Source organism: uncultured Subdoligranulum sp. (assembly GCF_963931595.1).
In the GTDB taxonomy this organism is placed as follows: Bacteria; Bacillota; Clostridia; order Oscillospirales; family Ruminococcaceae; genus Gemmiger.
This window is the reverse complement of the sequence record NZ_OZ007030.1, coordinates 1,116,760-1,135,774: the sequence shown is the minus strand read 5'-3', so window position 1 is coordinate 1,135,774 and position 19,015 is coordinate 1,116,760. Positions and strand designations below refer to the sequence as shown.

The window sequence follows — 19,015 nt, the reverse complement described above, 5'->3', positions numbered from 1 at the left end:
TTGGGAAAACAGGGAAAACCCCTTACCATTTTACAATGCGCTCTTTTCCAGTTCTGCCATCCACAGTGCATTGCAGGCGTCGCTGGGCATCCGCCAGTCCCCACGGGGCGACAGCGTGACCGAGCCCACCTTCGGGCCATCCGGCAGACAGCTTCTCTTGAATTGCTGGGCAAAGAAGCGCCGGTAAAAATTCTTCAGCCAATGCAGCAGAACTTCCGGCTCGTATTTTTCGCCGAACGCCGTTCTGGCCAGATGATAGATTTTGACCGGGCCGAATCCAAAGCGAAGCACATAGTAGAGATAGAAGTCGTGAAGCTCATAGGGACCGACCAGCTTCTCTGTCTGCTGCGCAATGCTGCCATCCTCCGCCGTGGGCAGGAGTTCCGGGCTGACCGGCGTATCCAGAATATCCATCAGGACGCGGCTCAGGGTTTCCTCCCCGCAGGTATCCGCCACGTAACGGACGATGTGGCGGACCAGCGTCTTGGGCACGCCCGCATTGACGCCATACATGCTCATGTGATCGCCGTTGTACGTGGCCCAGCCCAGCGCCAACTCGCTCAGGTCGCCTGTGCCAATCACAAAACCGCCGTTTTTGTTGGCATAATCCATGAGTTCCAGTGTACGCACACGGGCCTGGCAATTCTCAAATGTGACATCGTAGTTGGCGGGATCCTGTCCGATATCTGCAAAATGCCGGTTGACGGTATCGGTGATGTTGATTTCGCCGAAGGTTACGCCCAGCGCTTCGCAAAGGATCTCCGCATTGGAGCGGGTGCGTTTGGTCGTACCGAAGCAGGGCATGGTCAGCGCCACAATGTCTTTGGGATCCCGTCCCAGCACCTTGCAGGCGCGCACCGCCACCAGCAGTGCCAGGCAGCTGTCCAGGCCGCCGGAGATGCCCAGAACGGCACAGCGCGCGTGCGTATGCTCCATACGCTTGGCCAGTCCCTCCGCCTGAATGCGCAGGATCAGCTCGCAGCGCTCCGCGCGGGCGGCAGCATCCTGCGGAACAAAGGGGGTGGGGGAGACCTGTCTTGCCAGGCAAAGTGTCGCCGGCATCAGTTCAAACTCCACTGTGGTATATCCCAGGGTCTGCGGAACAAACGATGTGTTGCGCTGACGCTCCTGTACCATCCGGCCCAGATCCAGTTCGGTGATTGCCTCTTCACCTGAAAAGGGAACTGTCCGGGCAAGGATTGCCCCGTTTTCGGCAATCAGATTGTGCCCGGCAAAGGTCATGTCGGTGGTGCTTTCTCCATGGCCCGCATCCGCATACAGATACGCGCACAGCAAACGTCCGCTTTGCCCGGCAACCAGCTGCTCACGATAAGCGGCCTTTCCGATCGTTTCATCACTGGCGGAAAGATTGGCGATGACCGTGGCCCCTGCCAGTGCATGGGCACAGCTGGGAGGAACAGGTGCCCAAAGGTCCTCGCACACCTCCACGCCCAGAACAAAATCCGGCATCTGTTTGCAGGCAAACAGCAGCTGCGTACCAATCAGCGTCTCCTGGCCGGCGTATTCGATGCACTCGGCTTCCCGCATGCCAGACACAAAATGGCGCTGCTCATAAAACTCGCTGTAATTGGGCAGATACGTCTTGGGGACAAGCCCCAGCAGCTCGCCACCGCATACCACGGCCGCGCAGTTGTAGAGCTTTCCGTTGTGGCGTACCGGCACACCGACCACAGTCACCAGATTCAGGCCTTTGCTGGCCTGCAGAATCTCCGTCAGGCCCGTTTCTGCGCCACGCAGCAGAGGTGCCTGCAGAAAAAGATCACTGCAGGTATATCCCGTCAGGCTCAGTTCCGGCAGGCAGAGAAGCTGCACGTTTTCCGCCGCAAACGCCTGCATCGCTTCTATAATCTGCTCCACATTATAAGCACAATCTGCCACGCGCAGCGCCGGGCTGACAGCAGCCGCGCGGATGAAGCCGTTCTCAAATGCGGAAAAGCTGTATTTCATAGCTTACCTTCCTTTTTTACAAATTCTAAGGGTATCATAGCACAGCAAGTTCATCGCCGCAAGGCCGGCGACATTTTGTAAGATATATTTGACATATTGTAATGTGCGTGTTATACTGCAAGTACAGAATGTCGACATCTGAAACCAGGGAGGCACGAATGGCAAAGAATCTGAAGCTCAAAGCAGCGCGTGCTGAAAAAGACATGACGCAGGGAGCGTTGGCCGAGGCGGTAGGCGTTTCCCGCCAGACCATCAACGCGATTGAAAAAGGGGAGTACAACCCGACCATCAATCTGTGCAAGAGCATCTGTAAAGCACTGGGTAAGACCCTGAACGACCTTTTCTGGGAGGACTGAATGATGAAACTGAACATCTTTTCCAAAAAGAACTTGCTGGACGAAATGCAGGAGCAGAAGCTCCTCAAGGTGGAGAGCCGCAGTTTCTGGCTTATGTGGTGGAGCCTTTTGATTGCCATGCTGGTTCAGAGAATTTTGGGGGCCACTGCCAAAGAACTGGCCGGCGAATGGATCGTATTTATGATCGCCTGCCTGTACTCATTGGTGGAATGCCTGCGCAACGGCATCTGGGATCGACATTTCCGGGCGACTCTTGGTGCCAACCTTTTGGGATCCCTTGTTGCCGGCGCAGCCGTTTTTCTTTTGAGCCTCGCACAGCGCGGCTACTGGCCGGGCGCACTGTTTGCGGGAGCATTTACGTTCATTCTCTGCCTGACTGTTTTGCAGGCCATTACCGCCGTATACAAAAAACGCCATGCACAGCTTGAGCACACCGAGGAGGATGACCATGAAGGTTCCGACGCAGACCAATAAGAAAGAACTGACCGTTTTTCTTCTCGTCGCCTTTGGGGTACCCTATTTGATGGGTATTCCGCTGGCCATCGCCCAGCGTGCAGGCCTTAACACCAGCTGCTTTGCCAATGCCCAGATGATGTACCCCGCAGCGGGAGTCATGGTGGCTTACCTTGTGGCAAAGCGCCGGGAACTGCCCGTGCGTTTCTTTGTACTGCATCTTTTGGCCACCGTTCTCTGTGTGGGAGCGAGCCTTTTGTCGGTTTTGTATCCTTCCGATACACTGTGGCTTCTCTTCATCAATATTGTCATGGTGGGAGGCGCCCTTCTGGCCTGGATTCTTCTTCTGTCCGACAAAAAAGAGAGGCGCGCCGCCTACGGACTGCGGTGGCGCGGAAAGGGCCGGTTTGCCCTGGGCGTCTGTGCTTTGTTTCTGTTGCTCAAAACCGTCATTGTCTTTGTTGCCGTGGCTCTGGAAGGTGCCACAGCCTGGAATGACTATCTTGCTTACTGGGCAAGCTTTGTTCCCTGGATGTACGCTCTTCTCCTGATCCCAAACTTTTTCCTGTCCTTCTTGCCGTTCCTGGGGGAAGAATACGGCTGGCGGTACTATCTGACGCCTGTGCTCCAGGAACGCTTTGGCAAAAGGCGCGGTGTACTGCTGCTGGGCGTTCTGTGGGGATTGTGGCATCTGCCCCTGAACCTCTTTTTCTATAGTCCCCAGACCTCTCTGCAAAGCCTTATTATACAAATTGTCACATGCATTACGGCGGGCATTTTCTTTACCTTTGCCTATGAACTCTGCGACCGCAATATCTGGGTTCCCGTCCTTCTCCATTACCTCAACAACAATATGATCCTTGTGTGGTACGGATCCGCTGAGATCAGCAACCAGGTGTATTCCTGGTCCGGGATTGCTCTTACCGCCGTGTTGTACAGCATCGTTTTTCTACCGTTTCTTGCCAGCAAAACATTCCGGAAAAAGCCTGTTGCCTGATTCATAGTTTCCAAACAAGAAGGTCCCTTTACCACACTCGGGTAAAGGGACCTTCTTCATATTTCAGGATATTTCGAATGCTTTGCGCAGTGCTTCCAGGGCGGCATCCTCGTCCTGCTGACGGATCAGCAGCGAGATGTCCAGATCGCTGGTGGTGATCAGAACAATCTCAATTCCGGCGCCGGCCAGTGCCGAAAGTGCACGGGCCGCCACACCGCAGCTGGTGACCATTTCCTCTCCAAACAGATTGATCTTGCTGTAACCGCCCGATACCAGCGGCGGGTGCTGTTTGGCGGCAGCGGGCAATGCCTTCATCACCGCTGCAAAGTTATCGTAGCTGGTGGTGAAGCTGAAATCCACCGCCGTACCGCGCGGTGCACTCTGACAGATCATATCCACCACAATACCGGCTTTTGCAAAGACATCCAAATGCTCTGCAAGGCTTTGTGCGCTGTACTGCGCGCCCGGGAAAGTTGTGAGCAGGATATTCTGCTCACTGCTGATCTTGCTGACGCCATACATAACTAGATACACCCTTTCTTTTCTTTATTCGTCCAAAGCAAGGAACTGTTCATCAATGGAACTGCGCAGCGTTTCTTCGATCTGCGCCCGGGTCAGTGTAAACAAGCCATGGGACGCTCCCAGTTCATCGGTATAATCGCTGTAGGGATAAACGCGGATATTCTGATATCCGTCCTCATACTGAGTGACCACGCCGTGCAGTTTCGGATTCAGCATCTCGATACTGACGGAACCATCCGGCTGGGTAGTTTTCTGGAATGTAATATCGAGGATTGCACCGACCATGTTATCCGGCTGGGACTGCGCATTGATAAAGTTTCCCAGACTGTATGCCACAAAGGTCTGGTTTCCATTGGCTCCCGTCAGCCACTGGGCATTCTGGGTCACATGCGGGTGGGTGCCAATAATCAGGTCTACGCCCTGGTCTGCGAGCCACTGGGCCGTTTCTGTCTGAAAGTCCGTCATTTCGTGGCTGCCTTCGACACCCCAGTGGCAGCTTACCACCAGCACATCACACTTGGGACGCATGTCCGCGATCTGCTTAGCGATCGTTTCCCGGTCATCCAGATAGACGACCCCGTAGTTGGATTCACTGGGGGTGGGCAGTCCATTGGTGTACTCCGTGTAGGAGAGATACCCGAACGTGATGCCATTGACGGTCTGGTACACATAGTCGTCGTACGTGTCCAGATTATAAAAGCCCATATAGGCCACATCATCGGGCAGGGATGCCCAATGCTCCAGCGAAGCCGCAATCCCTTCAGCGCCCTTGTCATAGCTGTGGTTGTTGGACATGCTGAATACGCGGAACCCGATATCATACAGCGCATCGGTAATATCACCCGGCGTGGAGAACAGGGGATAGCCGCTCGGCTCAAAAGCATCATTGACCAGCGTTTCCTGGTTGAGCCAGTTCACATCAAACTGGGTATAGAAATCCCGCATCGGCTCATAGGCTTCGCTGAAATCATAATGGCCATCCTGCCCGCGCGCTTTGGCCTGCAGAAAAATGCCGTCGTGAATCAGATCGTCGCCTGTGGCGGAAAAGCGCACCGTCTCCACAGTGGGCGTTGGCTCCGGGGTGGGTTCAGGCGTCGGCTCGGGAGTAGGTGCCGGGCTCGCTGTCGGAGCCGGCAGTACCGTGGCCGCAAAAGCCGTTACCGTGGATTGCAGCGGCTGCTGAAACAGGGAACCCAGCAGGACGGCGCCCACGCCCAACGCAATGACGACACAGGCAGCGATTTCATTGCTTCTCAAACGCATGGCAGTTTACCGCGCAAAAGATCCGTCATGGTATAATACCCGGGTTTCCGGCCCGCCAGATACAGCGCCGCCTGGATGGCGCCATCGGCAAACACGCCCCGGCTTCCCGCACTGTGCTGCAGCGTCAGCACCTCGTCCGGGCCGCAGAAAAGAACTTCATGCTCACCCACGATGCCGCCGCCACGGACCGAACTGATGCCCAGTTCTTTGGCATCCCGTTTCCTGCGCACCTGCGAACGGTCAAACACATACTCGTATTTTCCGCCCGCTTCAGCATTGATGGCATCCGCAATCATCAAGGCGGTCCCGCTGGGAGCGTCCAGCTTGTTGTGGTGGTGCTTCTCCACGATTTCGATGTCAAACTCTCCGCCCAGTACCTGCGTTGCCTGGCGCGCCAGTTCAATCAGCACGTTGACGCCCAACGACATATTGGCACTGCGGAAAATGGGCGTCCTGGCGCTGGCTGCTTCCAGGGCCGCCTCATCCTCCTTGGAAAGGCCCGTGGAACAAATGACACAGGGCACAGAGTGGGCGGCACCATATTGCGCTGCAGCAACAGCACCGGCAGGCGAGGAGAAATCAATGATCACGCCCTGGCAGGGCAGTTGGGAAAAGTCGGTATATACAGGAATATCACCCACCATGCCGGCTTGGCGGTCAATACCCGCCACCACACGGCAATCTGTACGGGCGGCAATTTTTTCGACCAGCGTCCTGCCCATGCGGCCGTAAATGCCCTGGATTACAATGTCCGTCATAGATTCTCATCCTTTCTTCCAAACAAAACCGGCCCGCAGGTTCTGCTGCGGACCGGCTGCCATTATTTCAGCAATCCGAAGTCCCGCATAGCCGTTTCCAGACGTTCCTGCACAGCGGCCGAGGGCTCCACCAGCGGCAGGCGGCAGGGGCCTGCCTGCCAGCCAAGACGGTTCATGGCCCACTTGACGGGGATCGGGTTCACATCGGCGAAAAGCGCTTTGCACAGCGGCAAAGCCTTGAGCTGCATGGCCAGACTGCCAGCCGTATCCCCGGCCAGCCATTTGGCGCACAGATCGTGGGTATACTGCGGTGCCACATTGGACAACACACTGATAACGCCCTTGCCGCCGAGTGCCAGCAGCGGGACAATCTGGTCATCGTTGCCGGAATAGATGTTGAGGTTTTCCCCGCACAGCTCCGCCACTTCGGCCACCTGGGAAATGTTGCCGCTTGCCTCTTTCACAGCATTGATGTTGGGCAGTTTGGCCAGTTCCGCCAGCGTGGAAGGCAGCAGATTGCAACCGGTGCGGCTGGGGACATTATACAGAATGCAGGGCAGATCCACCGCCTGGGCGATGGCCGTATAATGGGCCAGAAGACCTGCCTGGCTGGTCTTGTTGTAATACGGCGTAACCAGCAGCAGCGCATCCGCACCATCCTTTTCAGCCTGTTGGGAGAGCTGAATGGCATACCGGGTATCGTTGGAGCCCGTGCCGGCAATGACGGGGACACGCCCCGCCACCTTTTTGACGGTATAACGGATACACTCGGTGTGCTCTTCGTGATCCAGAGCCGGAGATTCACCGGTGGTACCGCAAATCACGATGGCATCGGTGTGGTGGGCGATCTGATCTTCGATCACCTGGCCCAGTTCTTCATAGTTTACGCTGCCGTCGGCATGCATGGGCGTAATGATGGCCACGGCGGCCCCGGTAAAAACGGGCTTTTTCATGGAATTCGCTCCTTATCAATCAAAGTAGCCCTTCGCCGCCAGCAGTTCGGCCAGCAGCACGCCGCCGCCGGCCGCGCCGCGCAGCGTATTGTGGGAAAGGCAGACAAACTTGTAATCGTACTGATTGTCCGGGCGCAGACGACCGATGCTGATGGCCATGCCGTTTTCCAGCATGCGGTCCAGCTTGGGCTGGGGACGATCGTTTTCCTCAAAATAATGCAGGAACTGTTTGGGTGCACTGGGAAGGTGGAGGTCCTGTGCCGGGCCGTGGAACTCCTTCCAGGCCTTCAGGATCTCTTCCTGGGTGGGCTTGTTGGCAAACCGCACAAACACGGCGCCCATGTGGCCGTCAGACACCGGCACACGCAGGCACTGAGCCGTAAAGCGGGGAGAGTCTGCGGAGACAATACGGTCTCCCTCGATCTTGCCCCACAGCTTCAGGGGTTCCTGTTCGCTCTTCTCTTCCTCGCCGCCGATGTAGGGGATCACATTGTCCAGAATGTCGGGGAAGGTTTCAAACGTCTTGCCGGCACCGGAGATCGCCTGGTAGGTGCAGACCAGCACGTCGGTGATGCCGTAGCCGCGCAGCGGATGCAGTGCAGGGACGTAGCTCTGCAGGCTGCAGTTGGACTTGACCGCGATAAAGCCGCGCTTGGTGCCCAGACGCTTGCGCTGTGCCGGAATGATCTCAATGTGCTCCGCGTTAATCTCGGGCACCACCATCGGGACATCCGGGGTGAAGCGATGAGCGCTGTTGTTGGAAACCACCGGGCACTCCGCCTTTGCGTAGGCTTCCTCCAGCGCTTTAATCTCCTCTTTTTTCATGTTGACCGCGCAGAATACGAAATCCACCTGAGAAGCCACTTCCTCCACATGGGAAGCATCCAGGACCACCAGCTTCTTGGCATTTTCCGGCATCGGCGTCTGCATCAGCCAGCGGCCGCCCACCGCCTCCTCGTAGGTTTTGCCGGCACTGCGCGCGCTGGCCGCAACCGCTTTCAGATGGAACCAGGGGTGATTTTCCAGCAGCGTCACAAACCGCTGACCGACCATGCCGGTGGCGCCGATGACGCCCACATTGTACTGTTTCATAGTAACCAGGACCTTCCTTTCGCGTATACCCATCCTATTTCTATGCAGCAACATTCACCATCGTGAATAATTTGCACAGATAACAAAAAAACCGGCTTGAAAACCGGCACAAAATGCAATATAATATCATATTGCATATACACAGCGCAACACATCCGATGGATGTGACAGTCCCGCTCCTGTTCGGAAACGAGCCCAGGTCGATACGTGCCGCGTACCGCCTTCGGCGAAGAACCCTTTCGCCGTTCCATGCTCTGGCGGAGCTTGCGGAACAGGGTACTGATGAACTTCGCGCCTCTGTGTTTTTGTTTATTATAGTATGCTCCCTCTTGATTGTCAACGTAAAAAGGAAGAAAACCAATGCTGAAAAAAGATTTTTGGTATGACCTGCCCAAAGAGCTGATTGCCCAGGAGCCGGCCAATCCCCGCGACGCTGCCCGTCTGATGGTTCTGAACCGCAAGAACGATACAATTGAACATGCCATTTTCCACGATCTGCCCAAGTATCTGGACAAAGGCGATCTGCTGGTCGTGAACAACTCCAAGGTACTGCCCGCCCGTCTTCTGGGCACCAAGGTTCCCACTGGCGCCGTCTGCGAGCTTTTGCTGCTCCGCCAGGTGAAAGGGGACACCTGGGAATGCCTGGCCCGGCCCGGCAAGCGCATGCAGAAAGGTACCCATGTCACCTTTGGCGATGGTTCTCTGACCGCCGTGGTGGATGAGACAATGCCGGACGGCAACAAATTCGTGACGTTCACCTACGACACCGAAACGCTGTACGAAAAGCTGGACGAATTCGGCAAAATGCCTCTGCCGCCCTACATCACCAAGCAGCTGGAAGACCAAAGCCAGTACCAGACGGTGTACGCCAAGGAGCTGGGCAGTGCCGCTGCCCCCACAGCCGGTCTGCATTTCACGCCGGAGCTGCTGGATACTGTACGTGCCCATGGCGTCAACATTGCGGAAGTAACGCTGCACGTCGGTCTGGGCACCTTCCGTCCGGTCAACGAGGATGAAATCGAAGACCATCAGATGCACAGTGAGTGGTACTCTGTCAGCGAGGAGACGGCCAATGCCATCAATGCCACCCGCGCTGCGGGCCATCGCGTTATCGCTGTGGGCACTACCAGCTGCCGCACGCTGGAAGCCGTCTGGGCCAAATACGGGAAAATCGTTCCCTGCAGTGGCAACACTGATATTTTCATTTATCCCGGAATCGACCTGCATGCCATCGACGGCATGATTACCAACTTCCACCTACCGGAAAGCACCCTGATCATGCTGATCTCGGCTTTTTACGGCTATGAGAAGACCATGGCAGCTTATAAGGTGGCCGTCGAACAGAAATATCGCTTTTTCAGCTTCGGCGACGCCATGCTGATCCTGTAAAACCCACGTCCGGGTGTTGACTTCCCGGCTCACTTCCTCTATAATATGGCAAGAAAAGGCGGTGCGGGGTTTGCCCCTTGCACCGCCGCTTTTTTGGAACTGACTATTTTGGATACGGAGAGAATGATTCATGCCTTACCGCCTCATCAAACAGGAAGGTGCCGCGCGCCGCGGTGAATTCGTCACCGTGCACGGCACCGTACAGACCCCCGCATTTCAAAACGTTGCCACCGCCGCCGCCATCAAGGGCGGTCTCTCGGCGCTGGACCTGAAGGACATCCGTGCGCAGGTCATGCTCTGCAACACCTACCATCTTCACCTTCGCCCCGGCGATCAGGTGTTAGCGGATCTGGGCGGCCTGCACAAATTCACCCGCTGGGATGGTCCCATCCTCACCGACAGCGGCGGATTCCAGGTTTTCAGCCTGGCCAAACTGCGCCAGATCACCGAAGAGGGGGTCACCTTCAATTCCCACCTGGACGGCCATCGCATCTTCATGGGACCGGAACAGAGTATGCAGATTCAGGCCAACCTGGGTTCCACCATCGCCATGGCTTTTGACGAATGTGTCGAGAACCCCGCCACCTATGAGTACGCCAAAAACAGTTGTGCCCGCACAGCCCGCTGGCTGCTGCGCTGCAAGGCTGAGATGGCTCGCCTCAAGCATGAGGGAAAAGCCGTCAATCCGGATCAGCTGCTGTTCGGCATCAATCAGGGCTGCACTTTTGCCGATCTGCGCATCGAGCACATGAAGCAGATTGCCGAGTATGATCTGGACGGTTATGCCATCGGCGGCCTGGCCGTAGGGGAGCCCGCCGAAGTCATGTACGATATCATTTCCGCCGTGGAGCCGTATGCCCCCAAGGACAAGATCCGGTATCTGATGGGGGTGGGCACCCCCGGAAACATCATCGAGGGCGTCTACCGCGGCGTCGACCTGTTCGACTGCGTCATGCCCAGCCGCAACGCGCGGCACGGTCATCTGTTCACCTGGGATGGTATCATCAATATCAAGAATCTCAAATACGAGCGCGATGAATCGCCCATCGATCCCCATTGCGACTGCCCTGTATGCCGCAATTTCTCCCGTGCCTATATCCGTCATCTGCAAAAGGCTGACGAGATGCTGGGAATGCGCCTGGCTGTCATGCACAATCTGTATTTCTATAACCATCTGATGGAACGCATCCGGGAAGCGCTGGACAACGGTACCTTCCAGCAATTCCATGATACCTACGTTCACCGCCTGGATACCCGTATCTGAGCAGAATTTTGTACAAACCCTTGCGCTGTGCCTGTAAATTCGATATAATAGAAGAAATACGTTACTTTTAAGGAGAGTACCCGTTATGATCCAGTTTTTGTCTCAGCAAGCCTCTACCGGCGATATGCTCGTCACCCTTCTGCCGATGGTCCTGATCCTCGTTTTCATGTTCCTGATTATCTACGTGCCGCAGAAGCGTCAGGACAAAAAAGATACCGCCATGCGCAATTCCATTGAGATCGGCGACAAGGTCACCACGATCGGTGGCATCGTCGGTATTGTATTTGCTATCAGCGAGAAGGACGATACGCTGGTTGTCGAGACCGGCAGCGATCGGACCAAGATCCGCTTCCGTCGTTCTGCCATCTCTTCCGTTGAGAAACTGGATGTGACCGGCGACTCCAAGAACACCCCTGCGAAAAAGTAAGACGACATACCCAGACGCCCCCTTGCATAGTGTTTACTGTGCAAGGGGGCGTTTTCTATGTTTCATAAAAAAAATACTGCTTCTACCCGAAGGAATATCCGCGTGCGGAACCGCAATCAATCCTTCCGCCATCCCGCAGACCGGCTGCTCGGTGCCGCCGTATTTTCTTTTCTGGGCGGAATAGCTGTCATTTTGCTGGCGATGTGCATTTTTTCTTTACTGCTGGCTCATGCGCCTGTTCCACTCACCCTGGTGCGTCCGTTTGCCTGCGCAGCGGCGGCTCTGGGAGTCGCTTTTTCCGGCTTGCTGTTTGCCAAAAAAGTGGGGCAGCGGTTTCTTCTTTGTGGGTTGGTCTGTGGTCTTTTCTATGCCATGTGCCAGCTTCTCGCGGCCTATCTGCTGCAAGGAAATGCTTTCCTGCAAAACGGCAGTTTCCTGTTAAGCGTGGTCGTACTGATGAGCGGGTTGTTCGGCGGCGCCTTTGCCGCGGCACGGGCGGTGCGATAATGCGCGCCCCCGCGTATCGTTCCTCTTCCGGAAAAACGGAAAGGGGAGGTATCTGTTTACCGTCCACTCGTCCGCATCCCAGGCCTGCGAAACGAATTTCCGTCGCCGGCTTTCCTGTTGCATTTGGTCTGACTTTTCTGGCCGGTTATTTCCCGGGAGTACTCTATGGAAGGATCGGGGCCGGTCCCATTGGCACGCAACTGGCTGAATATTACACAGACCCACTGCATTTTTCCGTCTGGTCGGATACCTTCCTCAACCAAATAGCAGCCGCTTTTCTGCAGCTGCTATTCCTTACATTTTGTGCCTTTTCTGTTTTCGGGGCAGCATTTCTCGTGCTTTTCTTTCTCGCCAAAGGCGCTTTTCTGGGCCTCTGCGCCGTCAGTACGCTCACTTTGGGCGGCGGCACCGCACTGGTGCTGTATTGGTTCTGCGTCTGTCTGCCCAACCTTTTGATGCTTTTTCTTTATTTGTGGCTCAGCGGCTATGCCGTCCAACTCAGTCATCATCTGTTCCAAAGTGTATTCGGACGCGGTGCGCCGCGCGGCCAGCTGGAAGCATCAAGAAGACGCTTCCTTGTGCGCTGTGGCGTCGCTCTGCTCATTTCCGGTCTTTTCAGCCTTCTCTGCAGTGGATTCGTTTCCGGCATCGTCCGGCTCACCACCGCGTGATTTTGGCTCAACGAATTGCCGGCGGGCGAGGGGAGAGGCCTGCACTGCATCCCGCAGCTGTTGCTGATTGATGTGGGTATAGATTTGTGTGGTGGACACATTCTCGTGGCCCAGGATTTCTTTGAGTGCCAGCATATCCACGCCGCCCTGATACATGAGCGTAGCAGCAGTATGGCGTAGTTTATGCGGTGAAAAGCCTCGTCCGCTCAGTCCTGCACTTTGCAGGCACCGCGCCACGATCTGTTCCACCCGCCGAGCAGTCAGCCGTTTGCCGGTTCGCTTGGACACGAAAAGAGCGTCCTTGTCCACGAGGTTGGATAAGGCACCGCGCGCCTTGATATAATGGTCCAGCGCCTGCCGGCAGGCATCGTTCAGATAGACCAGCCGCTCTTTACCGCCTTTTCCGGTGATACGGATCGTTTCATCACGAAAATCGCCCAGATTGATGCCGATCAATTCTGCCAACCGCATACCACAGTTCAGGAACAACGTGATGATGCAGAAATCCCGCTCATAGAAATCACTTTGTATATTATTTAACAATTCGATACTTTCTGATTCCGTCAGATATTTGGGGAGCGTTTTCTTGGGTGCCCCCAGGCTCACGTTTTCCGTCGGATCCTGCGTGATTTTGTTCACCTGCGTACACATATACCCAAAGAATCCCTTTAAGGCGCTGAGCTTTCGCGCACGCGCCTTGGGCCCGTTGCTGGCGCTCCTGGCGCAATCCAGATAGCCAAAAATGTCGCGCTTTCCAATGGAAGCGATATCTCTGGAACTAATCTGCGTCAGGTCAATCGTATCCGGCTTGGCTGTGGCGTCTGCGCGTCCCCATTGTACCATCATATAGCGAAAAAAGCCCCGCAAATCGAGATAATACCCGTTGACTGTCCGGGGCGAACGCAATTTCACAAAATCCAGATAGTGTAGATATTCAATTACATCATCCGGGATATCCAGATAGGGCGCATGACGTCCCGGATGCGCAACATCAATATAGCTGCTCATGTGCAAACTCCTCAGAGGGCCGTTTTCCAACCCCATAGATCCGGGGTTGGAAAACGGCTTTCATTATATTGTATTGTATCATAGCGCCTTATTGCACGTCAATTTCACGGTTTTATAAAGATTGCAAGCATAAAGCGCATATACGCTCCGTAATAATTTTGAATACTCGTGAGAATTCATGCAGCGTGCATTATCAACCGCCGCCCTTAGTTTTCCACAGTCTTTTCTGGTCTTTCCACAAAGGCCCTTCACCCCTCCCTATATTTCGCTAAATTTACATTTAGCGAAATGCGGTATTTCGCTTTTAAGCCCACCCTCCCGCAGTTTGGCCATGTTTTTTCCGTGTGCTTCTACAGCTTTCGGCGTGCCGTTGCTTTTGTCAGACCTTTTTGAGCGCGATTTCTTCATTGTTTCAAGGTAACTGTAGTGCTCACGTTGCAAGCCCATCACCGCATTTGTCTCGATTGAAAAAATCGCCCACTTTGTCTTGTCTGCAAGAAGCAGTTTGCTCCATCTTTGTACCATTTTGACACTTATATTGTGCAAGCTGCACATATTATCGGATATATTTTTTTGCAGCTTGATCTTTTTGGATAATATTTTCACACATCATTCGGTAAAATTTTCCCTAAATAGTGTCAGGCGGGTCCGTTCGAAAAGCCCGCAATTCAAGCAAAAGGAGAAAAACTATGAGAAAAGCACTTGCATTGAGCATGGCGGCTGCAATGGCATTGAGCCTGGCCGCCTGCGGTGGCTCTACCAGTTCCACTGCAACCGATAGTACCTCTGCCGGCACTTCCGAGGCCGCATCCGAAACCTCTACTGCGGATGCGGGCACGGTTGCCAACAAGGACAAGCCCCTGGTATGGTTCAACCGTCAGCCTTCCAACAGCTCCACCGGCGAATTGGATATGGCGGCTCTTAGCTTCAACGACAACACCTATTATGTTGGTTTCGATGCCAACCAGGGTGCCGAACTGCAGGGCCAGATGGTCAAGGATTACATCGAGAAGAACATTGACACCATCGACCGCAATGGTGACGGCATTATCGGTTACGTCCTGGCCATCGGCGATATCGGCCACAATGACTCCATCGCCCGTACCCGCGGTGTCCGCGCCGCTCTGGGCACCGGCGTTGAGGCTGATGGCGCAATCAACAGTGAGCCCGTCGGCACCAATACCGATGGCTCTGCTACCGTCGTTCAGGATGGTTCCATCGAGGTCAACGGCAAGACGTATGTCATCCGTGAGCTGGCCTCCCAGGAAATGAAGAACTCCGCCGGTGCCACTTGGGATGCCGCCACTGCCGGCAACGCTATCGGCACCTGGTCTGCCACGTTCGGCGACGCCATCGATGTGGTGGTCTCCAACAACGACGGCATGGGCATGTCCATGTTCAACGCCTGGTCCAAGGCGAACAAAGTTCCCACCTTCGGTTATGACGCCAACGCTGACGCCGTTGCCGCCATCGCAGAAGGTTACGGCGGAACCATCAGCCAGCACGCTGACGTTCAGGCCTATCTGACCCTCCGCGTGATCCGCAACGCGCTGGATGGTGTTGATATCGATACCGGTATCGGCACTCCCGATGACGTTGGTAACGTCCTGAGCGACGATGTGTACGTGTACAACGCCGATGAGCGTTCCTACTACGCGCTGAATGTTGCTGTCACTTCCGAGAATTATCAGGACTTCACCGATTCCACCAAGGTTTATGCGCCCGTTTCCACCCAGCTCGACGCGACCGCGCATCCCACCAAGAGCGTATGGCTCGACATCTACAATGCTGCCGACAACTTCCTGAGCGCTACCTATCAGCCTCTGCTGCAGAACTATGACGACCTGCTGAACCTGAATGTTGAGTACATCGGCGGCGACGGCCAGACCGAGGCCAACATCACCAACCGCCTGAGCAACCCCAGCCAGTATGACGCTTTCGCCATCAATATGGTGAAGACCGATAACGCGGCTTCCTACACGGCTCTGCTCAGCCAGTGATCCTTGTACAATCCCTGAGGATTCATTCTTAAGCACTAATTGACACAGCCGCTATTAGGGAGAAGGAATTTCTCCATTTGGGAGAAGCTACTCTCCCTAATAGCGCTTTTTTATGAGAACAGGCAGTCTCCCCTCTTTCGGGTCCGGACTGTTAATTTGCAAAACGGGAGTAACGAGAATGGCAGAAGCGAAAGATGATATCGTCTTGTCAATTCGCGGTATGTGCAAGTCATTCGGCCGCAACCGAGTGCTTGACCATATCAATCTGGACGTAAAACGCGGTACTGTCATGGGGCTTATGGGCGAAAACGGTGCCGGCAAGTCCACAATGATGAAATGCCTTTTTGGCACCTACCAGAAAGACGAAGGCAAAATTTTCCTGAACGGCAAGGAAATCAGCTTTTCCGGCCCGAAAGACGCCCTCGAAAACGGTATCGCCATGGTCCACCAAGAGTTGAACCAGTGCCTGGAGCGCAGTGTGATCGACAACCTGTTCCTGGGCCGTTATCCGGTCAACTCCTTGGGCGTAGTTGACGAAGGACAAATGAAGCGTAAGGCAGCCGATTTGTTCCGCAAACTCGGCATGACCGTCAACCTGACCCAGCCGATGCGTAACATGTCGGTTTCGCAGCGGCAGATGTGTGAAATTGCCAAGGCAATTTCCTACGACGCGCAGGTAATCGTCTTGGATGAACCCACTTCTTCCCTGACGGTTCAGGAAGTCGAAAAATTGTTTGAAATGATGCGCATGCTCAAAGCTCAAGGCATTGCGTTGATTTACATTTCCCACAAGATGGATGAGATCTTCGAGATCTGCGATGAAGTTTCTGTGCTTCGCGACGGCAACCTCGTCATGACCAAGAGCACCAAAGATACCGACATGAACGAATTGATTTCCGCCATGGTCGGCCGTTCTCTGGAGAGCCGCTTTCCTCCTGTGGACAACACCCCCGGAGACACAATTCTCTCCATCCAGCACCTGTCCACCAAGTACGCCCCGCATCTTCAGGACATCACCTTTGACGTGCGGGAAGGCGAAATCTTCGGTCTGTACGGTCTGGTGGGTGCCGGCCGTACCGAATTGCTGGAAACCATTTTCGGTGTCCGCACCCGCGCAGCCGGTCGAGTGTATTTCCGGAACCGACTGATGAACTTCAGCAACGCGCATGAAGCCATCGAACATGGATTCGCCCTGATTACAGAGGAACGCAAGGCCAACGGCTTGTTCCTGAAGTGCGACCTGACCTTCAACACAACGATCGCCAACCTGAATCAGTACAAGTCCGGTGTTGCTCTTTCCAACCCCAAGATGGTCAAGGCAACCAACAAGGAAATCAAGATCATGCACACCAAGTGCATGGGACCGGATGACATGATCTCCAGCCTGTCCGGCGGCAACCAGCAGAAGGTTATCTTCGGCAAATGGCTTGAGCGCGAGCCGCAGGTTTTCATGATGGATGAGCCCACACGCGGCATCGATGTCGGCGCCAAGTATGAGATCTATGAACTGATCATCCAGATGGCCAAACAAGGCAAGACAATCATCGTTGTCTCCTCTGAGATGCCGGAGATTCTTGGCATCACCAACCGCATCGGTGTCATGTCCAATGGTCATCTTTCCGGTATCGTCAACACCAAGGACACCAACCAGGAAGAACTCCTGCGGCTGAGTGCGAAATACCTGTGAGTGGGGGATAAAAACAAATGGCAAACACATCAATTCTTACTGCGGAGCGGGAAGCCGAACTCCGCAAGCCGATCGATGAATACGTCGGCAAGATTCAGGCGCAAATCAACGATCTTCGTGCAGATGGCACCGATAAGGTCGTCAACCTTACGAACAACCTGGATAACCTCAAACGCGACCGCATCTATACGCCTGAGGAGAAGGCCCAGCGCGAAAGCAAGATGAAAGCCGAGCTGGATGCCGCCAAGGCGGTAGAGGCAAAAAACAAAGACCAGATATCCAAACTGATCGCTGATGCGGAAGCCTACCTGAAGGCGCATTACGACGCGGAATATTATCAGTACGTGGTCGCCAGCTGCAAGGAGGAGAAAGCTGCTGCACATCAGAAATACCAGGCAGCCGTTGCCAAACTCGAAAAAGAGCATCAGGCCACCGTGGCAAAGCTGACCGACCATCAGGAGATCAAGGACGAAAAATACGTCCACAAGAACCGGCTGTTTGACGCCAAAATGCAGCGTGACAAGGATCTGCAGGCTGTGAAGGACCGTCAGCATGCAGCATTCGATCACAAATACCACCTGATCGATATGCTCCGCATGTCCAAGTTTACCTTCGCCGAGTCCATGGCCCAGCGCTGGGAAAACTACAAGTACACCTTCAATCGCCGTGACTTCCTGCTGCGGAACGGTCTGTACCTGGCTATCATTGTCATCTTCATTGCCCTGTGCATTATCACCCCCATTGTCAAGAATGTCCAGCTGCTGACGGTCAACAATATCCTGAACATCCTGCAGCAGGCCTCGCCGCGTATGTTCCTGGCGCTCGGCGTTGCCGGCCTGATTTTGCTGGCCGGCACAGACCTGTCCATCGGCCGTATGGTGGGCATGGGCATGACAGCCGCTACGATTGTCATGCATCAGGGCATCAACACCGGCTCCGTCTTCGGTCATATCTTTGACTTCACCGGCCTTCCGGTTCTCGTCCGCGTTTTCCTGGCCTTGATTGTCTGCATCGTTCTGTGCACCATCTTCACAACGATTGCCGGTTTCTTTACGGCAAAGTTCAAGATGCACCCCTTTATCTCGACCATGGCCAACATGCTGGTCATCTTCGGTCTGGTCACCTATTCCACCAAGGGTGTGTCTTTCGGTGCCATTGAGACCACCATTCCCGGCATGATCATTCCCAAGCTGGGAGGCTTCCCCACCATCATTCTGTGGGCCATTGCCGCGGTCGTCATCGTCTGGTTCATCTGGAACAAGACAACCTTCGGCAAGAACCTGTTTGCTGTCGGCGGCAACCCCGAGGCCGCTGCCGTCTCCGGCATTTCGGTCTTCCGTGTTACGGTGGGCGCTTTTATTCTGGCCGGCATTCTGTATGGCTTCGGCTCCTGGCTTGAATGCATCCGCATGGTTGGTTCCGGTTCTGCCGCTTATGGACAGGGCTGGGAAATGGACGCCATCGCGGCCTGTGTCGTTGGCGGCGTATCCTTCACCGGCGGTATCGGTAAGATTTCCGGCGTTGTGGTCGGTGTCTTCATCTTCACCGCGCTGACCTACTCCCTGACCACCCTCGGTATTGATACCAACCTGCAGTTCGTCTTCTCCGGCATCATCATTCTGGTTGCCGTTATGCTCGACTGCCTGAAGTACGTCCAGAAGAAGTAATTCTTCTCTCGTTCTCTTCCCTTCTCCCTGCCG

The 19,015-nt window shown here is 54.9% G+C and carries 18 protein-coding genes and 1 riboswitch; of the genes, 11 read left to right on the top strand and 7 right to left on the bottom strand.

Annotated elements, in window-relative coordinates:
• Window positions 1-30: 30 nt before the first annotated feature.
• Window positions 31-1,968: an NAD(+) synthase gene (locus tag ABGT73_RS05325; RefSeq protein ID WP_346668776.1), complete on the bottom strand. Its 1,938-nt coding sequence runs from the start codon at window positions 1,966-1,968 to the stop codon at window positions 31-33.
• A gap of 158 nt (window positions 1,969-2,126) precedes the next feature.
• Here ABGT73_RS05325 and ABGT73_RS05320 point away from each other — a divergent pair, with 158 nt between their 5' ends.
• The 3 genes from ABGT73_RS05320 to ABGT73_RS05310 are packed head-to-tail and all read left to right on the top strand — an operon-like array spanning window position 2,127 to window position 3,774.
• Entirely contained in the window at window positions 2,127-2,324 is a 198-nt protein-coding gene (locus tag ABGT73_RS05320) for a helix-turn-helix transcriptional regulator (protein WP_346668775.1), read from the top strand.
• A 3-nt stretch (window positions 2,325-2,327) separates the two neighbouring features.
• Window positions 2,328-2,798, top strand: a complete 471-nt coding sequence (locus ABGT73_RS05315) for a DUF6773 family protein (RefSeq protein WP_346668774.1) — start codon at window positions 2,328-2,330, stop codon at window positions 2,796-2,798.
• Window positions 2,773-3,774, top strand: a complete 1,002-nt coding sequence (locus tag ABGT73_RS05310) for a CPBP family intramembrane glutamic endopeptidase (protein ID WP_346668773.1) — start codon at window positions 2,773-2,775, stop codon at window positions 3,772-3,774. The genes ABGT73_RS05315 and ABGT73_RS05310 overlap by 26 nt, the downstream gene beginning before the upstream one ends.
• Window positions 3,775-3,837: 63 nt before the next feature.
• Here the strand turns inward: ABGT73_RS05310 and ABGT73_RS05305 are convergent, their stop codons facing one another.
• The 5 genes from ABGT73_RS05305 to asd all read right to left on the bottom strand — a co-directional run bounded on the left by ABGT73_RS05305 (window position 3,838) and on the right by asd (window position 8,362).
• On the bottom strand, window positions 3,838-4,296 hold the full coding sequence (locus ABGT73_RS05305; RefSeq protein ID WP_346668772.1) for an ACT domain-containing protein: 459 nt from the start codon (window positions 4,294-4,296) through the stop codon (window positions 3,838-3,840).
• A 24-nt stretch (window positions 4,297-4,320) separates the two neighbouring features.
• Complete coding sequence (locus ABGT73_RS05300; protein WP_346668771.1) at window positions 4,321-5,559, bottom strand: CapA family protein; 1,239 nt, start codon at window positions 5,557-5,559, stop codon at window positions 4,321-4,323.
• Entirely contained in the window at window positions 5,550-6,317 is a 768-nt protein-coding gene (dapB, locus tag ABGT73_RS05295) for a 4-hydroxy-tetrahydrodipicolinate reductase (RefSeq protein ID WP_346668770.1), read from the bottom strand. The genes ABGT73_RS05300 and dapB overlap by 10 nt, the downstream gene beginning before the upstream one ends.
• 62 nt (window positions 6,318-6,379) lie before the next feature.
• A complete protein-coding gene (dapA, locus tag ABGT73_RS05290; protein WP_346668769.1) occupies window positions 6,380-7,270 on the bottom strand; it encodes a 4-hydroxy-tetrahydrodipicolinate synthase in 891 nt (296 codons plus the stop codon).
• Window positions 7,271-7,285: 15 nt separating this feature from the next.
• Window positions 7,286-8,362, bottom strand: coding sequence for an aspartate-semialdehyde dehydrogenase (gene asd / locus ABGT73_RS05285; RefSeq protein ID WP_346668768.1), 1,077 nt, complete (start codon window positions 8,360-8,362; stop codon window positions 7,286-7,288).
• 134 nt (window positions 8,363-8,496) lie between these two features.
• Window positions 8,497-8,670, bottom strand: a riboswitch (Lysine riboswitch).
• Between the two features lie 52 nt (window positions 8,671-8,722).
• Between asd and queA the strand changes: the two genes are divergently transcribed.
• The 5 genes from queA (at window position 8,723) to ABGT73_RS05260 (ending at window position 12,620) form a co-directional block, all read left to right on the top strand.
• Window positions 8,723-9,751, top strand: a complete 1,029-nt coding sequence (gene queA, locus ABGT73_RS05280) for a tRNA preQ1(34) S-adenosylmethionine ribosyltransferase-isomerase QueA (protein ID WP_346668767.1) — start codon at window positions 8,723-8,725, stop codon at window positions 9,749-9,751.
• A gap of 130 nt (window positions 9,752-9,881) precedes the next feature.
• Complete coding sequence (gene tgt / locus ABGT73_RS05275) at window positions 9,882-11,015, top strand: tRNA guanosine(34) transglycosylase Tgt (RefSeq protein WP_346668766.1); 1,134 nt, start codon at window positions 9,882-9,884, stop codon at window positions 11,013-11,015.
• Between the two features lie 85 nt (window positions 11,016-11,100).
• Complete coding sequence (gene yajC / locus ABGT73_RS05270; RefSeq protein ID WP_346668765.1) at window positions 11,101-11,442, top strand: preprotein translocase subunit YajC; 342 nt, start codon at window positions 11,101-11,103, stop codon at window positions 11,440-11,442.
• Between the two features lie 57 nt (window positions 11,443-11,499).
• Window positions 11,500-11,949, top strand: coding sequence for a TIGR04086 family membrane protein (locus tag ABGT73_RS05265; protein WP_346668764.1), 450 nt, complete (start codon window positions 11,500-11,502; stop codon window positions 11,947-11,949).
• Window positions 11,949-12,620, top strand: coding sequence for a hypothetical protein (locus ABGT73_RS05260; protein ID WP_346668763.1), 672 nt, complete (start codon window positions 11,949-11,951; stop codon window positions 12,618-12,620). Before ABGT73_RS05265 ends, ABGT73_RS05260 begins: the two co-directional genes overlap by 1 nt.
• On the opposite strand, the gene ABGT73_RS05255 is transcribed toward ABGT73_RS05260, so the two are convergent.
• Entirely contained in the window at window positions 12,510-13,628 is a 1,119-nt protein-coding gene (locus tag ABGT73_RS05255) for a tyrosine recombinase XerC (protein ID WP_346668762.1), read from the bottom strand. The two genes, ABGT73_RS05260 and ABGT73_RS05255, sit on opposite strands and share 111 nt — an antisense overlap.
• Window positions 13,629-14,317: 689 nt before the next feature.
• Here ABGT73_RS05255 and ABGT73_RS05250 point away from each other — a divergent pair.
• The 3 genes from ABGT73_RS05250 (at window position 14,318) to ABGT73_RS05240 (ending at window position 18,982) form a co-directional block, all read left to right on the top strand.
• Window positions 14,318-15,628 (top strand): substrate-binding domain-containing protein, encoded by a 1,311-nt coding sequence (locus ABGT73_RS05250; RefSeq protein ID WP_346668761.1) that lies wholly within the window; start codon window positions 14,318-14,320, stop codon window positions 15,626-15,628.
• A 178-nt stretch (window positions 15,629-15,806) separates the two neighbouring features.
• A complete protein-coding gene (locus ABGT73_RS05245) occupies window positions 15,807-17,315 on the top strand; it encodes a sugar ABC transporter ATP-binding protein (RefSeq protein WP_346668760.1) in 1,509 nt (502 codons plus the stop codon).
• Between the two features lie 17 nt (window positions 17,316-17,332).
• A complete protein-coding gene (locus tag ABGT73_RS05240; RefSeq protein ID WP_346668759.1) occupies window positions 17,333-18,982 on the top strand; it encodes an ABC transporter permease subunit in 1,650 nt (549 codons plus the stop codon).
• Window positions 18,983-19,015 lie beyond the last annotated feature (33 nt).

Excerpts from the sequence above, each read along its gene's own strand:
- ABGT73_RS05325 (WP_346668776.1), bottom strand. The coding sequence starts at position 1,968 with ATGAAATACAGCTTTTCCGCATTTGAGAACGGCTTCATCCGCGCGGCT.
- ABGT73_RS05320 (WP_346668775.1), top strand. The coding sequence starts at position 2,127 with ATGGCAAAGAATCTGAAGCTCAAAGCAGCGCGTGCTGAAAAAGACATG.
- ABGT73_RS05315 (WP_346668774.1), top strand. The coding sequence starts at position 2,328 with ATGAAACTGAACATCTTTTCCAAAAAGAACTTGCTGGACGAAATGCAG.
- ABGT73_RS05310 (WP_346668773.1), top strand. The coding sequence starts at position 2,773 with ATGAAGGTTCCGACGCAGACCAATAAGAAAGAACTGACCGTTTTTCTT.
- ABGT73_RS05305 (WP_346668772.1), bottom strand. The coding sequence starts at position 4,296 with ATGTATGGCGTCAGCAAGATCAGCAGTGAGCAGAATATCCTGCTCACA.
- ABGT73_RS05300 (WP_346668771.1), bottom strand. The coding sequence starts at position 5,559 with ATGCGTTTGAGAAGCAATGAAATCGCTGCCTGTGTCGTCATTGCGTTG.
- dapB (WP_346668770.1), bottom strand. The coding sequence starts at position 6,317 with ATGACGGACATTGTAATCCAGGGCATTTACGGCCGCATGGGCAGGACG.
- dapA (WP_346668769.1), bottom strand. The coding sequence starts at position 7,270 with ATGAAAAAGCCCGTTTTTACCGGGGCCGCCGTGGCCATCATTACGCCC.
- asd (WP_346668768.1), bottom strand. The coding sequence starts at position 8,362 with ATGAAACAGTACAATGTGGGCGTCATCGGCGCCACCGGCATGGTCGGT.
- queA (WP_346668767.1), top strand. The coding sequence starts at position 8,723 with ATGCTGAAAAAAGATTTTTGGTATGACCTGCCCAAAGAGCTGATTGCC.
- tgt (WP_346668766.1), top strand. The coding sequence starts at position 9,882 with ATGCCTTACCGCCTCATCAAACAGGAAGGTGCCGCGCGCCGCGGTGAA.
- yajC (WP_346668765.1), top strand. The coding sequence starts at position 11,101 with ATGATCCAGTTTTTGTCTCAGCAAGCCTCTACCGGCGATATGCTCGTC.
- ABGT73_RS05265 (WP_346668764.1), top strand. The coding sequence starts at position 11,500 with ATGTTTCATAAAAAAAATACTGCTTCTACCCGAAGGAATATCCGCGTG.
- ABGT73_RS05260 (WP_346668763.1), top strand. The coding sequence starts at position 11,949 with ATGCGCGCCCCCGCGTATCGTTCCTCTTCCGGAAAAACGGAAAGGGGA.
- ABGT73_RS05255 (WP_346668762.1), bottom strand. The coding sequence starts at position 13,628 with ATGAGCAGCTATATTGATGTTGCGCATCCGGGACGTCATGCGCCCTAT.
- ABGT73_RS05250 (WP_346668761.1), top strand. The coding sequence starts at position 14,318 with ATGAGAAAAGCACTTGCATTGAGCATGGCGGCTGCAATGGCATTGAGC.
- ABGT73_RS05245 (WP_346668760.1), top strand. The coding sequence starts at position 15,807 with ATGGCAGAAGCGAAAGATGATATCGTCTTGTCAATTCGCGGTATGTGC.
- ABGT73_RS05240 (WP_346668759.1), top strand. The coding sequence starts at position 17,333 with ATGGCAAACACATCAATTCTTACTGCGGAGCGGGAAGCCGAACTCCGC.